The sequence below is a fragment of the Nocardia sp. NBC_00403 genome (assembly GCF_036046055.1).
Classification (GTDB): domain Bacteria; phylum Actinomycetota; class Actinomycetes; order Mycobacteriales; family Mycobacteriaceae; genus Nocardia.
Genome location: NZ_CP107939.1, coordinates 2880872 through 2898866, shown reverse-complemented (window position 1 = coordinate 2898866; position 17995 = coordinate 2880872). Strand labels below are relative to the sequence as shown.

The window sequence follows — 17995 nt, the reverse complement described above, 5'->3', positions numbered from 1 at the left end:
GCATGGCGGACAGTGAATTACCGGAAGCAATCATCGATATCAGAGGCCTGACACGCGAATTCATCCTGTATCGCAAAAATGGGCACCGCTGGCGAAGACGCCGCGAAATACTCACTGCCGTCGACAGGATGACCTTCCGTATCGACCGCGGCGCCGCGGTCGGCTATATCGGGGCGAACGGGGCGGGCAAATCGACCACCATCAAGATGCTGACCGGCATCCTGGTCCCCACCGCGGGCACCGTACGCACCTGCGGTCTGGAACCCGTCCGGCAGCGGCGCGATCTGGCCGCCCGTATCGGGGTGGTGTTCGGGCAGCGTTCGCAGCTCTGGTGGGATCTGCCACTGCGCGAATCGTTTTCGATCCTGGCCGCCATTCACCGGCTGGAGCCCGACGTCGCGCACAAACGCACGCACGAACTGGTCGAACAGCTCGAGATGGCCGAAACGCTCGACACTCCGGTGCGACAGCTGTCGCTCGGCCAGCGGATGCGGGCCGAGGTCGCTGCGGCGCTGCTGCACTCACCCGAGCTGGTGATCCTCGACGAGCCGACCATCGGACTCGATGTGCTCTCCAAGCAACGGCTACGCGAGTTCCTCCGCGCCGAGCGGGCCGACCGCGGCACTACACTGCTGCTCACCACCCACGACATGGGCGATATCGAGCGACTATGCGATCGGGTTCTCGTCGTCGATCGCGGCAGCCTGGTCTACGACGGATCGGTGAACGGACTGGCGGTCCGGGTCGGCGCCCGACGCGTGCTCGCCGTCGACCTGGCCGAGCCGACCGGTGATCTCGATAATCTGCCCGGCGCCGAGCTCCTGACCAGCGAAGGCGACGGGATTCGCCAACGGTTGGCCTTCGATGCCGAAAGAACCACGGCTGCACAACTTCTCGCGGAGGTGTCGGATCGTGCCGTGGTACGTGACCTCTCCATCGAAGAGCCGGACATCGAGGACGTGGTCCGGCGGATCTACGAATCCGCCACCTGGTAGTCGCTCGATGCCCGGCTCTATTGCCGTGCTGTTCAGTTGTTTTCGGGCTCCCGCGCACCTTGGTCGAGCCGGAAAGGCGGATATTCGTCACGCAGCAGCGAGGTGTACACCTGTACCCGCAGCACCCACCTGTTGACTCCCATCGCGAAATCGAACAGACCCTTCGGATAGACCGCGGTGAACAGCAGCGCCACCACCGCGATCAGCGTGATAATCGGCAGCAGGGGGACCCAGGAGACGCCATAGTCGTCACCGAAGGCCAGGTATCCGCCACCGACGAATGCCGAGACCACCAGGAAGTGCGGGATGGCAAGCAACCACCATTTCACCAGAACGAGACCGCGATGCAGTCGCTCCGGATAATCCACCTCGATATCGGCCGCGTAGTCCGCGCTCGGCTGGAGGCTGAACGGCGGATATTTGTCGGTGCCCAGCGGTGACCAAGCGTAGAACCCCACCCGCCAGCTCCAGCGGAGCACGCCGACACCGAAGTCGAACAGCCCACGGGGATACTTGCCGGTGAACAGGATCGCGAAGAAGGCGATAACGGTGACAACGGCCCATGCGATATGCAGGAAAAACAGCACGATGTAATGCGGGATGGCCAGGATCCATTTGACCAACCACATCCAGCGCGACAGCGCTGGGTCGAGATCTCCTCTGATACGTACCGGTTCGACGGACTTACCCAGATCGACAGGATTTTCGGGTTCCATGATCGACGCTCCTTCGGGTGCTTCGACACACGCAACGCATCGGGTTGCGGAATGTCCTGATTGTCCCGTACCGGAGAGGCTCCGAAGCTACGTTCGGATACCGACACGCCAACGAATCCCCACCCGGGTGCACATACCCCACCGTCCCCGCCCGTGGCAACGCCACGTTGCACCACGACGCCACGGCGCGAAACACTGGGCGGCGTTTGTCCAATCGTATTACCACGGGGGTAATCCAATGCGTAAGTCTCGTCCTTTCGTGCTCGTAATCGGCGCGTTGCTCGTTGCCGTGCTGGTGTTGTCGATGAGCGGCTGCGGCAAGAGCAAGAAGCGCCGCAGCTCGACCTCGTCCCGACCGGCCGCGACCTCGACCGTCACCAGCACCCCACAGCGTCCGTTCAAGGACTGCACCGAAGCGTGGGCCATCGGCAAGCCGCCGCTGCGGCGTACCGACAAGGGCTACTCGATCACGCTGGACAAGCTCGACGGCGCGGAGGACGGAATCGCCTGCGCGGTGCGCCCGACCCGCTGAGACCGACACATCAGCCCGTGACATCCGCGGCGCGGCTTGTACTATCGGGAAACGTGACGTTCAGCGCGGTGCGTTTCCCGGGAACCCGGGTGGTGATCGCTTTCGCGTTCACCCTCTGGGCGCTGACGCTGGCGCTGCCGGAATGTCACCTCTTCCCGCAGACGAGCACGAATCACGCGCATATCGAATCGGTCGATCCGTCGGTGGCCTCACCTGCGCCGGTCCAGTTCCGGATCGATCGTCATCAGCACGCGGCCGCGCCGGACCAGCATCTTTCCAACGATGTCATAGCCGTCACGCTGCCCCGCGGCGCGGCGTCGATGCTCGGCCTGCTGGTCCTCGCCGCAACACTGATATTCGCGCTGCCGTTGCCCGCCGCCCTCGGCGGCGGGCTCCGCGCACCGCCATCCCTGCTGCCTGCCTGTCGAGGCAGAGACATCCTCCTTCGAATCGGCATCGCCAGAATCTGATCGGCCAGCGTCAGGCCGGAGCTTGCCGGGGCCCGGCCGGTGTTCGTGCGTTTCCCGCACTCACACCCCGCTCGCTGTCCACCAGCGACCGAACAGAATCGACGATTCCCATGCAGCACCTGGCTGTGCGCACGCACGACCTGCTAGAGCCCGCTCTCCCGACCGACACGGCCGCGCTGCCGAGTCCGGCGAGCCTGTTGACGACGGCGAATCGCTGCCAACGCCCCGCCACGATGGTCGGCAATACCCCCGTCCTCTGGATCACTGAACCACTCTCTCCCGCAACCGATTCGGCACACACACCGGACGGCCACGGGTTCTGGGCCAAGTTGGAGGGCGCCAACCCCGGCGGCATGAAGGACCGCACCGCCCTGCACATGGTGGCGCGCGCTACCGCCCGCGGTGAGCTGACGCCGGGCGCACCGATCATCGAATCCACCAGCGGCACACTCGGTTTGGGCCTGGCGCTGGCAGGCATGGAGTACCGGCATCCGGTCCGCCTCGTCACCGATCCCGGCCTCGAACCGCTGATGCGGCACATGCTGGCCGCCTACGGCACCGAAGTGGAGATGGTCACCGAACCGCATCCGACCGGAGGCTGGCAACAGGCACGGCGTGACCGGGTGGCCGCACTACTCGCCGAGGACCCGCGGGCCTGGTGCCCCGACCAATACCGCAACCCCGACAACCGGGATGCCTACGCGCCACTTGCCATGGAATTGGTCGCGCAGCTGGGCCGGGTCGATGCGCTGGTGTGCTCGGTGGGCACCGGCGGCCATTCCGCGGGCATCGCCCGGGTGCTGCGCCGATACTTCCCGCACCTGCGGCTGATCGGCGTCGACACCGTCGCGTCCACCATATTCGGGCAGCCTGCGGGTCAGCGGCTGATGCGCGGGCTCGGCTCCAGTATTCATCCCGACAATGTCGACTATCCGGCGTTCGACGAAATCCATTGGGTCGCACCGGCGGAGGCCGTGTGGGCGTGCCGCACGCTGGCCGCGACGCATCACGCGAGCGGCGGCTGGAGCGTGGGCGCTGTCGCGCTCGTCGCAGGCTGGCTGGCCCGCACCAGCGACCGGGACGTGCGCATCGCCGCGGTCTTCCCGGATGGTCCGCTGCGCTACTTCGACACCGTGTACAACGACGAGTACTGCCGTGCGAACGGGCTGCTCGGCATCGCCGCGCCGAGCGAACCGGCGACCATCGCCCATCCGGCGGCGGCCGTTGTCGACTCGTGGACCCGGTGCACCACTGTCCTCGATCCCCGCAATCGCGAAGGACGTGGCAATCCGACGGCACCGCAGCCGAGCAGACGCGCCGATCCGGCCGCACAGTCGCACAGCGCAGCGGCAGCACCATCGCCGGCCGGCGAGGCAGCACCGGAGGTCACCCGGTGACCAACGTTTACGCCACCTACAGATCCTTCAACCGGCCGAGCCGGATGCTGATGATCAACCAGTTCGCCATCAACACCGGCTTCTACATGCTGATGCCATATCTCGCCGGATATATGGCCGGTCCGCTCGGCCTGGCCGCCTGGGCAATCGGACTGGTGCTCGGCATCAGGAACTTCTCCCAGCAGGGCATGTTCCTGGTGGGCGGCACCTTGGCCGACCGGCTCGGCTACAAGCCGCTCATCGTGGCCGGGTGTCTGCTGCGCACCGGTGGTTTCGCGGTGCTCGCCGTCGCCGATTCGCTGCCCGCGCTGCTGATCGCCTCGGCGGCAACCGGTTTCGCGGGCGCACTGTTCAACCCCGCAGTACGGGCCTACCTCGCGGTGGATTCGGCCGAGCGCAGGGTCGAGGCGTTCGCGGTATTCAACATTTTCTATCAGGCAGGCATTCTGTTCGGCCCGATCGTCGGCCTGGCGTTGATGGCCTTCGATTTCCGGGCGACCGCGACGGGCGCGGCCGTGGTTTTCGGGTTGCTCACCCTTGCCCAGCTGCGCGCGTTGCCGCAGCATCGGGCCGAACCCAAAACCGCGTCGGTGCTCGACGACTGGCGGGTGGTGCTGGCCAATCGTCCGTTCCTGCTCTTCGCGCTGGCGATGATCGGCTGCTATGTGCTGTCGTTCCAGGTCTATCTCGCCCTGCCGATGCAGGCCGCCCGCATCGTCGGTGCGGATTCGGCGTCCGTGGTGATGACGGCGGTGTTTGTGGTGTCCGGAGTGATCGCGATCGCCGGCCAGCTGCGTATTACCCGCTGGTTCACCCGGCGGTGGGGTCGTCCACACAGCCTGGTCTTCGGCGTGGCGGTGCTGGCGGCCGCTTTCGTCCCGCTGTTGCTGGTGCCGGGCGACGGACTCGGAACCTGGACTGCCGTCGGCGCACTGCTGGTCACTGCCGCGGTGCTGGGTGTGGGTGCGGCAGCGGTGTTCCCGTTCGAGATGGACACGGTGGTCGCGCTGTGCGGTGGTCGCCTGGTCGCCACCCACTACGGCGGCTACAACACCATCGTCGGTATCGGCATTCTGCTCGGCAATCTCGGCACCGGGACGATCCTGGACGCGGCGCGCGGCGCAGGCATGAGTTCGCTTGCGTGGGCCGGGCTGATCGCGATCGGCGCGGCCGCGGCGAGCGGGCTGTATGCGCTCGCACAGTCCGGACGGCTGGACGCGCCGCTACCCACCGGTCGAGCATCTATGTAGCAAACGAAATCCCGCCCCGGACACACAACATGCCCGGGGCGGGATGGCAACTTTCGCGGAAAACTTTATCCGCCGAAGGAACCCGTAAACAAAGTGTTGAAAATGCCCTCAAAAGCGGCACTAGCCGTGTTGAACAGGCCGGACAGGGCGGCACTACCAGTGTCGATGATGACCGGAATCATGAAACAACCTCCTTGTTGGGTTCACATCGCCGGGCGCCCTTCTGGGGTTCCCGGCGACAGCCACCTTGCCGAGCCGCTCTGATAGATCACTGATCATTTGCTGAGAGCGACCTTTGAAGGGAAGATGTTTCAGACATCCAGGTCGACGCGGGTCAGCTCGGCGCTTGACCGGTCGCCGAATACAGGCTCACTTCACCGTCCTCGCTGAGGAAGGCGTTCACCAGCATGGTGCGGTTGGCCGCCATCTCGTCCGGTTCGGGAGCGCTGGTGGTGATCGAAATCTGTGGGATGACAGCCCAGTTCACGACATATCGTTCGGGCGGGCCGTCGTCGTCGGACAGTCGCGCGAGTCGAAACACCGACACAGTCTTGCGGACGATGAGGTTGCGCACGACCTCCGCAATTCGCTCGGGGTCTTCCAGGGCGAACATGAAGCCGAATGTCAACTCGGGCGAGGACACGTAGGCAGGCACGAACATCGAGGCTAGCCGATGGAAGGGCGCTGCGCAGCTCCCGCGCCGGAACAGGTTGCTGCCCATGCGCTCACGGATTTCGCCACGACATCGATGCCACCTTTATGTGACCGATCCGTAACGGACCATAACAATTTCCAGGCAGGTTCTCTCTTTTTACACCATACGGTTGCGCAGATCCGACTATCGAGCTTTCCTGAAAGAGTCCCGATTTCTCGGGCCGTCTTCCTCATCGCAACGTCGCGGATTTCCCGGTTTCTTTGCCGTGCTGGTGGACTGTGGGGGTGGCGCTCCGAGCGCGGGTCTGCGCCGGAGCCGAGGGGTGCCCCTCCCCGAAATCCCCCTCGGCCCTGGCGTATCCAGATATCGCAATCGTTACCGCAGGGGTATGCATCATGCCTACCGAATACGTAGCAAGCCGTACCGGAACCGGAGAGCTGCCACCACCGTCAGCGCTACTGCGCGCATTCCGCGAGCCCGACAACTCGAATCGCCGACAACACCGGGTCCTGGCTGCGGCGCGCGAACTGGTCGAATGCCATGAACGCAGGCACCGCGCCCAGCAAGCGGCGCACGCCCCCGGTGCATCCAGCGGACGCGTCGCGGCGTGTACACAGCTGATCGAGGACATCGACGGGCACCGCGCGGAACTGGTCGGCCGCATCGACCATTGGGTGGCGGACAATGTCCAGCACCGCACCGGCGCCTCATTGCACACCGAGACCCTCGGCGCTGTCGTCGATCGAATGGCCGCGAAATGGATTGCGGCACAACAGGCTTTAGGAATCACAGCATCCGTCGACCCACACCCACTGCAAGTGGACGGGGAAGCCCACCTGCAGTGGTGCCGGTTGGCCGAGCTTGCCGACGGCTACAGGGATCTGATCACCGAAGTGAACGAACACCGGCGCCGACTGCCGGTGTGGTGATCACCGGAGGTCTTCGGCCCCCGGCTCGACCACCTCGGCCTCGACGAACGCGGCGGGCTTCACATCCGCATCGTAGGAAACGCCGGGGCCTTCATCGAGCAGATCTTCGGCGAACTCGTCCTTGTGCGGCGACTCGGCATCGCGCCGCGCCGCCGCCGCGGCTTCGTTCATCTCGATGGCATCGGTGATGAACTCACCGATCTCCCGAGTGACTTCCTGCACTGTGCCGGTGATGATCGACGCAATATTACCGACATGCCGTGCACCGGAAGTCGTTAATTCCTGGATCAAATCCTTGTTGCTTTCGAATTTCCCGATCATTCACACGCCCACTTCAGTTGGCTGCTGTTGACGCATCACGATAACACCGGGCGCGCTCTCCTTCCGGACCAAGAACGGCGGCAGTGCGAGCTTGAAAAGTTTTCCCCACACCGATCCGATCTGCTTACTGAACGAGCCGGTGTTATACGGAAGGCCGTACTTCTCACACAGCGCCCGCACCTCCGGAGCCAGCTCCGGATACCGGTTCGCGGGCAGGTCCGGGAAGAGATGGTGTTCGATCTGATGCGACAGATTGCCGGACATGATGTGGAACAGCCGACCGCCGGTGATGTTGGCCGAGCCGAGCATCTGCCGGACGTACCACTCACCGCGCGTCTCGAACTCCGTCTCCTCCTCGGTGAACGTTTGTACGCCGGTCGGGAAGTGGCCACAGAAGATGATGGAGAAGGACCAGACGTTGCGAACCAGATTCGCGGTGACGTTCCCGGCAAGCGTGCTGAGGAACAGCGGACCCGACAGTGCCGGGAAGACCACGTAGTCCTTGAGCACCTGCCTGCTCGCTTTGCGCCACTGGCCGCTCAACAGCTTTTTGACATCGGCCCACTTCCGCTTGCCGCGCACGATGTTCTCGATCTCGAGGTCGTGGCCCATCACGCCCCACTCGAAAAGGACCATCAGGCCGAAGGCGTACAGCGGATTGCCCAGTCGCAAGGGATTCCACTGCTGTCCCTCGTCCACGCGCAGGATGCCGTAGCCGATGTCGCGGTCCTTATTGTGAATGTTGGTGTAGGTGTGGTGCATGTAGTTGTGCGAGTGCCGCCACTGATCGCCGGGGCAGACGTTGTCCCACTCGAACTCGCGGGAGTTCAGATCCGGCTCACGCATCCAGTCGTACTGGCCGTGCATGACGTTGTGGCCGATCTCCATATTGTCCAGGATCTTCGACACGCTCAGCGCGGCGACCGCGGCCAGCCAGAACGGCGGCAGGAAGCCGAGATACATCAGGCCACGGCCCGCGACCTCGAAACCGCGCTGCGCCTTGATGATCGAGTAGATGTACTCGCGGTCGCGATCGCCGAGGTCGGCAACGACCTTGGCGCGCAGCTCGTCGAGCTGCCTGCCGAGCTCCTCGACCTGGTCCGGAGTCAGTACCAGCGGGCCGTCTTTCGTTTCGGTCAAAATAGTCATTGCTCAACTCCCCTTGTAGTGAAAATCAATTGCTCAGATGTCGATCTCGACGTCGCCGACGGGCGCGCTGATGCACAGCTGGATGGGCTGATCGGGGTCGCTGTCGGTGTCGCCGGTGCGCACGTTGCGCGTGCACCCGGTGCGCCGAACCGCGGTGCAGGAGAAGCAGATACCCATCCGACAGCCGTATTCCGGTGTCAGACCGGCCGCTTCGGCCTGCTCGAGTAGCACCGCGCCGTTGTTCTGCGCGCTGGCCCCGCTCGCCGCGAAGCGCACCGTGCCGAAAGCCTCGCCCACCGCCACGGGGGCGGCCGACAGGGTGAACTCCTCGGCGTGCAGCCGGTCGGCCAGCTGCTCCGCCTCGAAGATCTTGCGCACCGCGTCCATCAGTCCGGGCGGGCCGCACACAAAGGTCTGCGCGTCGGCGAACCACGGCGCGACCCGCTCCAGCTCGTCGTAATCGAAGTAGCCCGAACCGTAACTGGTATAACGCGATTCGATGCGGAAGTTCTGGTGCGCCCGCTCGATCTCCGCCAGTTCCGGGCGATGCGGCTGTACCTCGGGCGATTTCGCGTAGTGCAGGAATGCCACCTCACCGGGATAACCCTCGTCGGCGAGGGTGCGCAGCATCGAGAGCACCGGCGTGATACCGCTGCCGCCGCTGATCAGCAATATCCGCTCCGGGCGCGGCTCGGGCAGCTGGAATACGCCCGCGGCGGGCGTGAGGTCGACCACCATTCCCGGCAGCGCCCGGTGGTAGAGGTACTGCGAAACCAGGCCGTCCGGGTGCGCCTTGACGGTGAGCTGGATGTGCCGGTCACGGCGCGAGGCCACATTCACCGGCGAGTAGCAGCGGGTGTGCCTGACGCCGTCGATCACCACGCCGATCTGGACGTACTGCCCGGGTGCGTGACCGGTCCACTGTCTGGTCGGGCGCAGGGTCAGCGTCACCGACCCCAGCACCGAGCGGCGCACGTGGATGATCTCGGCCCGCATCACCCGCGTTGTCAGCGTCGGGCGAATGAGTTCCAAGTACCGATCGAGGGGGTGCGGCGTGGTCAGGGTCTGCACCAGGTTGATGAGATCCACCATTCGGTTCTCCGTGCCTTGCTTGTCGGGAGCCGGGGCCCTGCTTGTCAGGGCTCGGGACGTGCGACCAAAAATTTCAGTGCACGTCTGTACACTCAACTAGTGTGACCGATGACGGGGGTCCAATGTCAACCAGCAAAACGTGTGACCCGAACTACATCTCTCGATAGGGTGAATGGTGAACGGATGTATGCTCACCGTGATGAGCGAGCAGGCAGCAACCCGAGGCGAACGCAAGGAGCGGACCCGCCAGGCACTACTGGACGGCACTCTCGCCCTGGCCGCCGAACGCGGGTTCGCCGCGCTCAGCCTGCGTGAGATCGCCCGCTCGGCGGGGATCGTGCCGACCGCGTTCTACCGCCACTTCTCCGCACTGGAGGATCTCGGTGCCGCACTGGTCGACGAGGGCGTCAAAGCACTGCGCCTCGCACTGCGCGAGGTGCGGCGCACCCCTGACGCCAGCCTGTCGGACACGGTGCGGTTCGTCTTCGAACACGTCGCGGCCAAACGCGAGATCTTCGGCTTCCTCACTCGTGAGCGCCACGGCGGCTCGGCAGCGCTGCGCCGGGCCATCGCCATGGAGTTGCAACTGATCGTCCGCGAACTGGTCGCCGACCTCTCCCGCATCCGCGCGCTGGATTCCTGGCCGCCCGACGACCTCGAAATCGCCGCCGACCTCCTGGTCGCCACGGTCACCGACGGCATCGCCGCCTATGTCGCCGCGACCCCACGCGACCAGCGGTTCATCGTCGACCGCACCGTCCAGCAGGTCCGCCTCATCGCCCTCGGCATGGGTGCGTGGCGGCCGACGCAGGACTGAAGCCGTTTGTGGCTGTGCCCGCCTGTTCGCCGAGGCGCCGAACGCGGCCATCCGGTCCGATCCCGGCTGATCGAACGGCTAGCTCCTGGCGGCGAACTCAATGTTGGGGAAACACGCTCTAGGTGTTCGCTCGGGCTGGTCGCGGTCCCGGCACCATCAGTAGCGCGGCCAAGCCGACGGCGAGCACGACCAGCAGACCGGCGATGCCGGCGCGGTCGGCATCGAAGAGCCAGACGAAGAGGCCGAAAAGGCTTGGGGCGAGGAAGGAAACGGCGCGCCCCGTAGTGGTGTAGAGGCCGAACATCTGGCCCTCGCGGCCGGGCGGGGCAAGCCGGGTCAGGAAGGAGCGGGCGGAAGCCTGTGCCGGGCCGACGAAGACGGTGAGCAGGAGGCCGAAGATCCAGAACATCAGCGGGCCGGAGACGATGACCAGCGCCAGTCCGCACAGGAGCATCGCGCCGAGGGAGATGACGATGACGATCTTCGGGCCGACGCGGTCGTCGAATCGACCCGCGACGATTGCACCGAGGGCCGCGACGACATTCGCGGCGATGCCGAACAGGAGCACATCGGAGTCGGCGATGCCGTAGACGCGGACGGCGAGCACCGCGCCGAAGGTGAAGACACCGGCGAGGCCGTCCCGGAAAATCGCACTGGCCACCAGGAAGCCGACGGTGCCACGGTCGACAGACCACAGCTCGCGCAGGTCACGCCACAGCACCCGGTAGGACCCGAAGAAGCCCGCCTTGGCCGCGCCGGGATCGGCGCTGGTGCGCGGTAGTTCCGGCACGGCGAAGAGCACCGGAAGGGAGAAGGCGGCGAACCACACCGCGGCCAGCATCGCGACCAGCCGGATGTTCAGTCCGTCATCGGTGGGCACGCCGAGCAAACCGCGGCTGTCGCCGTCACCGGAGATGAAACCGAAGTAGCAGATCAGCAGGAGCAGGATGCCGCCGAAATAGCCCATTGCCCAGCCGAATCCGGAGACCCTGCCGACGGTCGCCGGCGTGGACACCTGGCGCAGCATGGCGTTGTACGGAACACTCGCCAGCTCGAAGAAGGCCGAGCCGAACCCGAGCAGCACCAGTCCGATCCACAGATCGTGGTAGTCGTCGTGCACGAAGAACATCAACGCCATCGCCAGGATCGTCAGGGCCGTCAGAACCGCAAGGGAGCGTTTACGTTTCGCGGTCGCATCGAAGCGCTGCCCGCTGATCGGCGCGGTCACCGCCACGATCAGGCCCGCAATGCCGAGCGCCCAGCCCAGCCACGCACTCGCCGAGATCCCGCCGGGCAGATCGTCACCCACCTTGTCGGTGAGATACACCGAGAAGACGAAGGTGAGGATCACCGCGTTGAAGGCCGAAGACCCCCAGTCCCACAATCCCCACGCCACCACTTGTCCGCGCCCGGCCGCCTGCCCGACAGTCGCCCGCGCGTCCACCTCGGTCATGTCGCGCAGCCTAATGCGGATCCGCCGCCGCGTCGGGACAACACTCGAGACGACCGTCCCGGCTCGCGATCACCCTTGCCGTCGCAGCCGCGCGGACGTGCCGACGACCGGTCGGGCGGGCATCGAGATCAGCACGCCCGATGCACACCCATTCCGCCCGCAGTGCACCGGCTGTTCATCATGCGTTGCCGCCGTAGGCGAGGACTGGTCGGCTATGACGTGTGAGTCACCGCATCTACGCTGACGAAACGCATGTCGGTCTCGTCGACTTTTCTGTGCGGCACCGTGAATATGGCGACTGCGCAGAGTATCGCGACGATGAAGCATGACAGTGTGTACCAGAGATTCCCGACCGGGTCTCCCTCGCTTGTCGAACCGTCGACGGCGTCGAAGAAGTCGGGCAACGCGGTCGCCCAGAGCAACGCCATCACGCACAGATACACCAGGCTGTAGATCCGGACGAAGCTGTTGGCGTAGCACGGAGTATTCCCCTGGTCTCGCCGTAGCCGGAGCCACTGGCGAGCGAGAATCGGAACAGCGACAATGGTGACGATGACCAGTTCGGCCGCATAGAGGAATCCCCGCAGCGTGGTACTCCCCGTGCCGAAAACAGTTGCAGGGATGGGCAACACGGCTGTACCCAAAGATCCCAGTAAGCCGATGACAACGGTCCGCCAGACCAACTGCAGTCCAGAGAAAGTGTGGCCCTGGTCGACGTGACGACCGACGAACAACTGGACACAGAACGCAAGCGACATCGGCCACAAAGCCGCGAACACAACCACACTCGGCAGCGGTACCGAGTCGAACATCGGTTGATTGAGCGGGTTCTCGGTCGACCACTCCCACCACCGCAGTTGCGGTCCGAGGTGGTCGAAGATCTCATAGAAGGCGTGGTGGACGAAGCCCACACAGACGGCCCCGACGAGTACTCCGTACTGGCGGAAAACCCCCAGCATTCTGACTATTTCGAAGGCCAGTGTGGCCATCAACGGGTAGATCGCGACGATATACAGCGGGAGTCGACCCCAGAGGAACTCCACGGTGAAGACGTTGTGCGCGAACATCGTGTCGACGTGTGCGTCGATGCCGAAGGCCGCGGGAAAGTACAGCGGCGGTTCGATAATGAACAGGTATGCGGTCGCACCGAACCAGACCACCAGGTTGGTCGGATCACCATGCCGACGCAAGCGCACGATCGCGTATATCAGCGCGAGCACCGCGCCGAGCACGATAGTGAACTCGAGGACCGGTAGGGTCCAGTTCTCCAACCCCACAGGGTTTCGCAACTCGACAAGTCCACCGGCCTCCGCACAGGTAAAGCCGAGCGCCTTCGCCAGCTGTTCGAAGGTGGGTGCGCAATGATCGGCCATCAGTCCGCCTGGCGCGATGCGACCGTACCCGCGGTGTACCAGTGCGAGACGTCGTATCCGGCGTCGTAGCGCTCGAACCACACATCGGCGAGTGCGGGCAGCTTCTCGTGGTCCGGGTTGTGCTTCGGTAACTGACTGCGAATGACACCGACCAACGCGACGAGTTGCTCACCGAGTGGTAGCTCGTCGAAGGCGCGCAGCATCGGACCGTTGTCCTCCCCGGGCAGCCGTAGCCACTTTCGCAGCTTGTGCTTGTGCCGGTGCGTCGCGAACATCGACAGTGCGTCGATCTTCCGATCCTCCAGCGGGACATGCTTGTTGAAGCCGTCGCACGCCAACCTGATCACCTTCATCACATGCCGGAATATCGACGGGGCCATACGCATCCGGTAGGTGTCGCTTCCGACCATGGAATCGAAAATGATGAGCGCGGAACTTCGATGTTCGACTTCCTCGACGAAGTGCCAGATGAACAGCGACGCGACCCGGTCGTCTCCGGGCTGGAAGAGGGACGAATCGTTGTCGAGCATGAGTTTGAACACCGGGGTGAACGTTGCCTCCAGGTCGGCGGTATAGGCAAGCCGGTACTCGAGGGATGTGTTCACGGTGAGGCGGTCGAATTCCGCGATGACGTCGTTGAGCGTTTCCTGAAGACCTGGAAATCGCCTGATCAGTGCATTCGCATGCTGGCGATGGGCGGTCGAGTGCTGCCCCTCCTGACGCACAAACGCGTCGGCTTCCTCCGCAATCGCGCGATCGGTTATCCGCGGCATGGCCTCGCGAATCATGTTGACGATCATCTTCTCGAAGCCGATGGCCAGGAAGGACACCGCATTGGCCATGGACGAGAAGGCCGGATTCTCTTCGTTCCAGACGAAGGGCACGTCGTAGTCCGCGAAGGCGAACCGCATCTTTCGGACTTGCAGATCGGTCACTTGGCTATACCTCGAATTTCGGAAGTGGTCTGACCTGATGGCCCGCTCGGATTCGCCGAAGCCATGCCATAGTGAGGTGATCATACACAGAATCGCTTCTGTGTATGATCACAATTATCGACGCAGGCCCGTGCTGGGAGAACGACGATGGGACGGCCCCGTGGTACCGTCGAGCCCCCGATCGGGACCGTCGATGGGGTTCCCACGCGGTCGAATTCACACGCGACGGACGCACAGTTCGAACCGAGGAAGCGAGCAGTGGCAGGAAGGCGCGGATGGGGCGGGAGTCCACCGGACAACGATGAAGACGCGTCTCGTCGAATTGTCGCCGCTGCTGTCGATCTGATCGGACAAACGGGTTCGGAGATCAGCATTGCCGACGTCGCGGAGTCACTCGGCGTCATCCGTCAGACGGTGTACCGATACTTCCCCAGTGCCGATGCCCTGATGAGGGCCGCGGCGATCGCGTCGGTCGACGGCTTTCTCGATCGGCTGGCGCAGCAGGTCAGCGGTATCGAAGACCCGGTCGCAGCGATGACCGAGGGTGTGGTTTACACACTGACCGAGGTGCACCGGACACCCCATCTCGGCATCCTGCTCTCGAGCACGTATTCGAACGTCCACCCCGAGAGCCTCACTTCCGAAGAGGCGCAAACCTTCGGAATGCTCATGATCAGGCGTTTCGACGTCGATTGGGAGCGCTACGGGTACGACGACACAGCGCTACACGAGCTCGTGGAATACGTCCTGCGAACGATGCAGTCGTTCTTCGTTTCACCGGGCAATCCACCTCGCAGCGACGAGGATCTGCGGCGATATCTGACCCGCTGGATGGGGGCCTCGATCATCGCCCAACTCGAGCAACGCCCGACACCTGGACCGCCCCAGCACGATTCGCGATAGCAGCCCACATCAGTGGGTCGCCCCCCGCGAGTCACATCGATAGACCTGCCCGCCACCCACCCGTCACTATGCACCCAGTTGCATAGTACCGCGTGTAACGATTATTCTGGCCGCATGGCCCTCGAGCATGCCCTGCTGGTATCGCTGACCGAGCGGGCCGGCTCCGGATATGAGCTGGCGCGCCGGTTCGACAAGTCGATCGGCTTCTTCTGGAGCGCCACCCACCAGCAGATCTACCGGGTGCTCAAGCGCATGGAGGAATCCGGTTGGCTGACCGGCGAATCGGTGACCCAGGAGGGTAGGCCCGACAAGAAGGTCTACTCGGTCAGCGAGGCCGGTCGCGTCGAATTGGCCAGATGGATCGCCGAGCCGAGCGACACCAGCATGCCGCGCAACGAACTCGGCGTGAAGGTCCGCGCCGCCGCGCACGGTGACATCGGTGCGCTCTGCGACGAGGTCGCCAGGCACCGCGACCAGCACAACCAGCGACTCGAGCTGTTCGGACTCATCGAGAAACGAGACTTCCCCGCACCGGATCAACTCTCCGGTACGCCACTGCACCAATACCTCGTCCTGCGCGCGGGCATCCGCGTCGAGGCGGGGTTCGTCGAATGGTGCGACGAAGTTCTGCAAGCCCTGCAACCGCGTGCGACAGCCCCGCACCCGGAACCCGGAGAAAGGTGAGACTCGCAGATGAGTTCCTTCCCCCACCTGTTCGAGCCACTCGACCTCGGCTTCACCACGTTGCGCAACCGCGTGATCATGGGGTCGATGCACACCGGCCTGGAGGATCGCGCCTGGGACACCAACAAACTGGCCGCGTACTTCGCCGAACGCGCCCGTGGCGGTGTCGGTCTGATCATCACCGGCGGCTACGCCCCGAATCGCACCGGCTGGCTGCTGCCCTTCGGTGCGAAGCTCACCAACAAATCCGAGGCCTATCGGCACCGGACGATCACCAAGGCCGTGCACCGAGAGGGCGGCAAGATCGCCATCCAGATCCTGCACGCGGGCCGCTACTCCTACCTGCCCGGCAGCGTGTCAGCGTCCTCGATCAAGGCCCCGATCAACCCGTTCCGGCCGCGCAAGCTCTCGGCCAAGGGTGTCGAGCAGACCATCGATGACTACGCCCGCTGTGCGAAGCTGGCCCAGTTCGCCGACTACGACGGCTGCGAAATCATGGGCGGTGAAGGATATTTCATCAATCAGTTCCTTGCGCCGCGCACCAATAAGCGCACCGACAAATGGGGGGGCTCGCCGGAGAACCGCCGCAGGATCGCGGTGGAGATCGTGCGCCGCACCCGCGCCGCGGTCGGCCCGAACTTCATCATCGTGTTCCGGCTGTCCATGGCCGACCTGGTCGAGAAGGGGCAGACCTTCGACGAGATCGTCGCCCTGGCAAAGGAACTCGAAGCCGCGGGCGCGAATATCCTGAACACCGATATCGGCTGGCACGAGGCGCGCGTGCCGACCATCGTCACCTCGGTGCCCCGCGCGGCCTTTGTCGAGTTCACCGCGAAGATCACCGAGCAGGTACACATTCCGGTCTGCGCGTCCAACCGGATCAATATGCCCGAGATCGCGGAGGAAATCCTCACTCGTGGTGACGCCCAACTGGTTTCGCTCGCCCGGCCATTCCTCACCGACCCCGAGTGGGTGAACAAAGCCAAGGGCAACCGGGTCGACGAGATCAACACCTGCATCGCCTGCAACCAGGCCTGCCTGGATCACGCCTTCCAGCACAAGACCGTGTCCTGCCTGCTCAACCCGCGGGCGGGCCACGAAACCGAGCTGAAGCTGCTACCGACCCGGCGCACCAAGCGCGTCGCGGTTGTCGGCGCGGGGCCGGCCGGGCTCTCGGCCGCGGTCAGCCTCGCCGAACGCGGCCACCGGGTAGACCTTTTCGAGGCCGACGACAAGATCGGCGGCCAGTTCGACATCGCGCGCCGCATCCCGGGCAAGGAAGAGTTCAACGAGTCGATCCGCTACTACACCAGGATGCTCGAGGTCACCGGTGTGACCGTGCACCTGAACAAGCTGGTCACCGCCGAGGAGCTCATCACCGCCCGCTACGACGAGGTGGTACTGGCCACCGGTGTGCGCCCGCGCATTCCGAACATCCCGGGCGTCGACCATCCGATGGTGCTGTCCTACGCCGAGCTGGTGCGCGAGGAACGCCCCGTCGGCAAGCGTGTCGCGGTCATCGGCGCGGGCGGCATCGGCTACGACGTGAGCGAATTCCTCACCGTCGAAGGCCATCCCACCCTGAAGCTCGACGAGTGGAAGGAGGAGTGGGGTGTCGACTCCGAGGACGAGCAGGCCCGCGGCCAGCTGACCACCCCCAAGCCCGCGCCCGCGGCTCGCGAAGTCGTACTGCTGCAACGCAAGTCGACCCCGTTCGGCAAGGACCTCGGCAAGACCTCCGGCTGGGTGCACCGCGCCGCGCTGAAGGCCAAGGGTGTCGAGCACGTCGGCGGCGTGAACTATGAGCGCATCGATGGCAACGGCCTGCACATCAGCTTCGGTGAGAAACGCCAACGCCCGCAACTGATCCCGGTCGACAACATCATCATTTGCGCGGGCCAGGAATCGGTGCGCGAACTGGAGGACCCGCTGCGCGCGGCAGGCATCAACCTGCACCTGATCGGCGGCGCCGAACTGGCCGCCGAACTGGACGCCAAGCGCGCCATCGACCAGGGCACCCGCCTGGCCGCCCGCCTCTGATCCCACCGATACACGAGCCGGTGCGGCATCGGCGAAACTCGATACCGCACCGACTCGATCGACCACGTCCGAGGCCGCGGCCGGGGATTCACGACACCGAGCAGACAGCGGCCTCGACGGCTGTGAGCATGCTGTTCTCGGCCCGGTCGGTGCCGGGATGCCGGTCGACGGTGGCGGTGACCGCCCGGCCGGTATCCCTCCGGCGATCGGGCGGCACGGACGCAAGGCATCGCCCCGCCGACGCGATGTGTGCGGCCGCACGAGAGTCGCCGACCACTCGACAC

18 protein-coding genes are annotated in these 17995 nt (G+C 64.7%); 10 read left to right on the top strand and 8 right to left on the bottom strand.

Annotation, left to right across the window (positions count from 1 at the left end; genetic code table 11):
- The first annotated feature begins 2 nt into the window (after window positions 1–2).
- The gene (locus tag OHQ90_RS12775; RefSeq protein ID WP_328410302.1) at window positions 3–995 is read left to right on the top strand and encodes an ABC transporter ATP-binding protein; all 993 of its coding nucleotides are present in this window, start codon (window positions 3–5) and stop codon (window positions 993–995) included.
- Between the two features lie 32 nt (window positions 996–1027).
- On the opposite strand, the gene OHQ90_RS12770 is transcribed toward OHQ90_RS12775, so the two are convergent.
- Window positions 1028–1711 (bottom strand): DUF4389 domain-containing protein, encoded by a 684-nt coding sequence (locus OHQ90_RS12770; protein WP_328410300.1) that lies wholly within the window; start codon window positions 1709–1711, stop codon window positions 1028–1030.
- Window positions 1712–1949: 238 nt separating this feature from the next.
- On the opposite strand from OHQ90_RS12770, the gene OHQ90_RS12765 reads away from it, so the two are divergent.
- The 4 genes from OHQ90_RS12765 (at window position 1950) to OHQ90_RS12750 (ending at window position 5360) form a co-directional block, all read left to right on the top strand.
- Window positions 1950–2243: an excalibur calcium-binding domain-containing protein gene (locus OHQ90_RS12765; RefSeq protein WP_328410298.1), complete on the top strand. Its 294-nt coding sequence runs from the start codon at window positions 1950–1952 to the stop codon at window positions 2241–2243.
- 53 nt (window positions 2244–2296) lie between these two features.
- The gene (locus OHQ90_RS12760; protein WP_328410296.1) at window positions 2297–2713 is read left to right on the top strand and encodes a hypothetical protein; all 417 of its coding nucleotides are present in this window, start codon (window positions 2297–2299) and stop codon (window positions 2711–2713) included.
- A gap of 233 nt (window positions 2714–2946) precedes the next feature.
- A complete protein-coding gene (locus OHQ90_RS12755; RefSeq protein ID WP_442941457.1) occupies window positions 2947–4110 on the top strand; it encodes a PLP-dependent cysteine synthase family protein in 1164 nt (387 codons plus the stop codon).
- A 44-nt stretch (window positions 4111–4154) separates the two neighbouring features.
- Window positions 4155–5360 carry an MFS transporter gene (locus tag OHQ90_RS12750; RefSeq protein ID WP_328412795.1) on the top strand — a complete coding sequence of 402 codons (1206 nt, stop codon included), beginning with the start codon at window positions 4155–4157 and terminating at the stop codon, window positions 5358–5360.
- 334 nt (window positions 5361–5694) lie between these two features.
- On the opposite strand, the gene OHQ90_RS12745 is transcribed toward OHQ90_RS12750, so the two are convergent.
- Window positions 5695–6021, bottom strand: coding sequence for a hypothetical protein (locus OHQ90_RS12745; RefSeq protein WP_328410292.1), 327 nt, complete (start codon window positions 6019–6021; stop codon window positions 5695–5697).
- A 389-nt stretch (window positions 6022–6410) separates the two neighbouring features.
- Between OHQ90_RS12745 and OHQ90_RS12740 the strand changes: the two genes are divergently transcribed.
- Window positions 6411–6944 (top strand): DUF4254 domain-containing protein, encoded by a 534-nt coding sequence (locus OHQ90_RS12740; protein ID WP_328410290.1) that lies wholly within the window; start codon window positions 6411–6413, stop codon window positions 6942–6944.
- On the opposite strand, the gene OHQ90_RS12735 is transcribed toward OHQ90_RS12740, so the two are convergent.
- The 3 genes from OHQ90_RS12735 to OHQ90_RS12725 are packed head-to-tail and all read right to left on the bottom strand — an operon-like array spanning window position 6945 to window position 9506.
- Window positions 6945–7265, bottom strand: a complete 321-nt coding sequence (locus OHQ90_RS12735) for a hypothetical protein (RefSeq protein ID WP_328410288.1) — start codon at window positions 7263–7265, stop codon at window positions 6945–6947.
- On the bottom strand, window positions 7266–8414 hold the full coding sequence (locus OHQ90_RS12730; protein ID WP_328410286.1) for a fatty acid desaturase family protein: 1149 nt from the start codon (window positions 8412–8414) through the stop codon (window positions 7266–7268).
- 33 nt (window positions 8415–8447) lie between these two features.
- Window positions 8448–9506: a ferredoxin reductase gene (locus tag OHQ90_RS12725; protein ID WP_328410284.1), complete on the bottom strand. Its 1059-nt coding sequence runs from the start codon at window positions 9504–9506 to the stop codon at window positions 8448–8450.
- Window positions 9507–9705: 199 nt separating this feature from the next.
- Here OHQ90_RS12725 and OHQ90_RS12720 point away from each other — a divergent pair, with 199 nt between their 5' ends.
- Entirely contained in the window at window positions 9706–10323 is a 618-nt protein-coding gene (locus tag OHQ90_RS12720; protein WP_328410282.1) for a TetR family transcriptional regulator, read from the top strand.
- A 118-nt stretch (window positions 10324–10441) separates the two neighbouring features.
- On the opposite strand, the gene OHQ90_RS12715 is transcribed toward OHQ90_RS12720, so the two are convergent.
- The 3 genes from OHQ90_RS12715 to OHQ90_RS12705 all read right to left on the bottom strand — a co-directional run bounded on the left by OHQ90_RS12715 (window position 10442) and on the right by OHQ90_RS12705 (window position 14084).
- Window positions 10442–11776, bottom strand: a complete 1335-nt coding sequence (locus tag OHQ90_RS12715; RefSeq protein WP_328410281.1) for an MFS transporter — start codon at window positions 11774–11776, stop codon at window positions 10442–10444.
- A gap of 212 nt (window positions 11777–11988) precedes the next feature.
- Window positions 11989–13149: a hypothetical protein gene (locus tag OHQ90_RS12710; protein WP_328410279.1), complete on the bottom strand. Its 1161-nt coding sequence runs from the start codon at window positions 13147–13149 to the stop codon at window positions 11989–11991.
- On the bottom strand, window positions 13149–14084 hold the full coding sequence (locus tag OHQ90_RS12705) for a metal-dependent hydrolase (RefSeq protein WP_328410277.1): 936 nt from the start codon (window positions 14082–14084) through the stop codon (window positions 13149–13151). Before OHQ90_RS12705 ends, OHQ90_RS12710 begins: the two co-directional genes overlap by 1 nt.
- Window positions 14085–14342: 258 nt before the next feature.
- On the opposite strand from OHQ90_RS12705, the gene OHQ90_RS12700 reads away from it, so the two are divergent.
- The 3 genes from OHQ90_RS12700 to OHQ90_RS12690 all read left to right on the top strand — a co-directional run bounded on the left by OHQ90_RS12700 (window position 14343) and on the right by OHQ90_RS12690 (window position 17711).
- Window positions 14343–14987: a TetR/AcrR family transcriptional regulator gene (locus OHQ90_RS12700; protein ID WP_328410275.1), complete on the top strand. Its 645-nt coding sequence runs from the start codon at window positions 14343–14345 to the stop codon at window positions 14985–14987.
- A 114-nt stretch (window positions 14988–15101) separates the two neighbouring features.
- The gene (locus tag OHQ90_RS12695; RefSeq protein ID WP_328410273.1) at window positions 15102–15671 is read left to right on the top strand and encodes a PadR family transcriptional regulator; all 570 of its coding nucleotides are present in this window, start codon (window positions 15102–15104) and stop codon (window positions 15669–15671) included.
- A gap of 9 nt (window positions 15672–15680) precedes the next feature.
- Window positions 15681–17711, top strand: a complete 2031-nt coding sequence (locus OHQ90_RS12690; protein ID WP_328410271.1) for an NADPH-dependent 2,4-dienoyl-CoA reductase — start codon at window positions 15681–15683, stop codon at window positions 17709–17711.
- Window positions 17712–17995 lie beyond the last annotated feature (284 nt).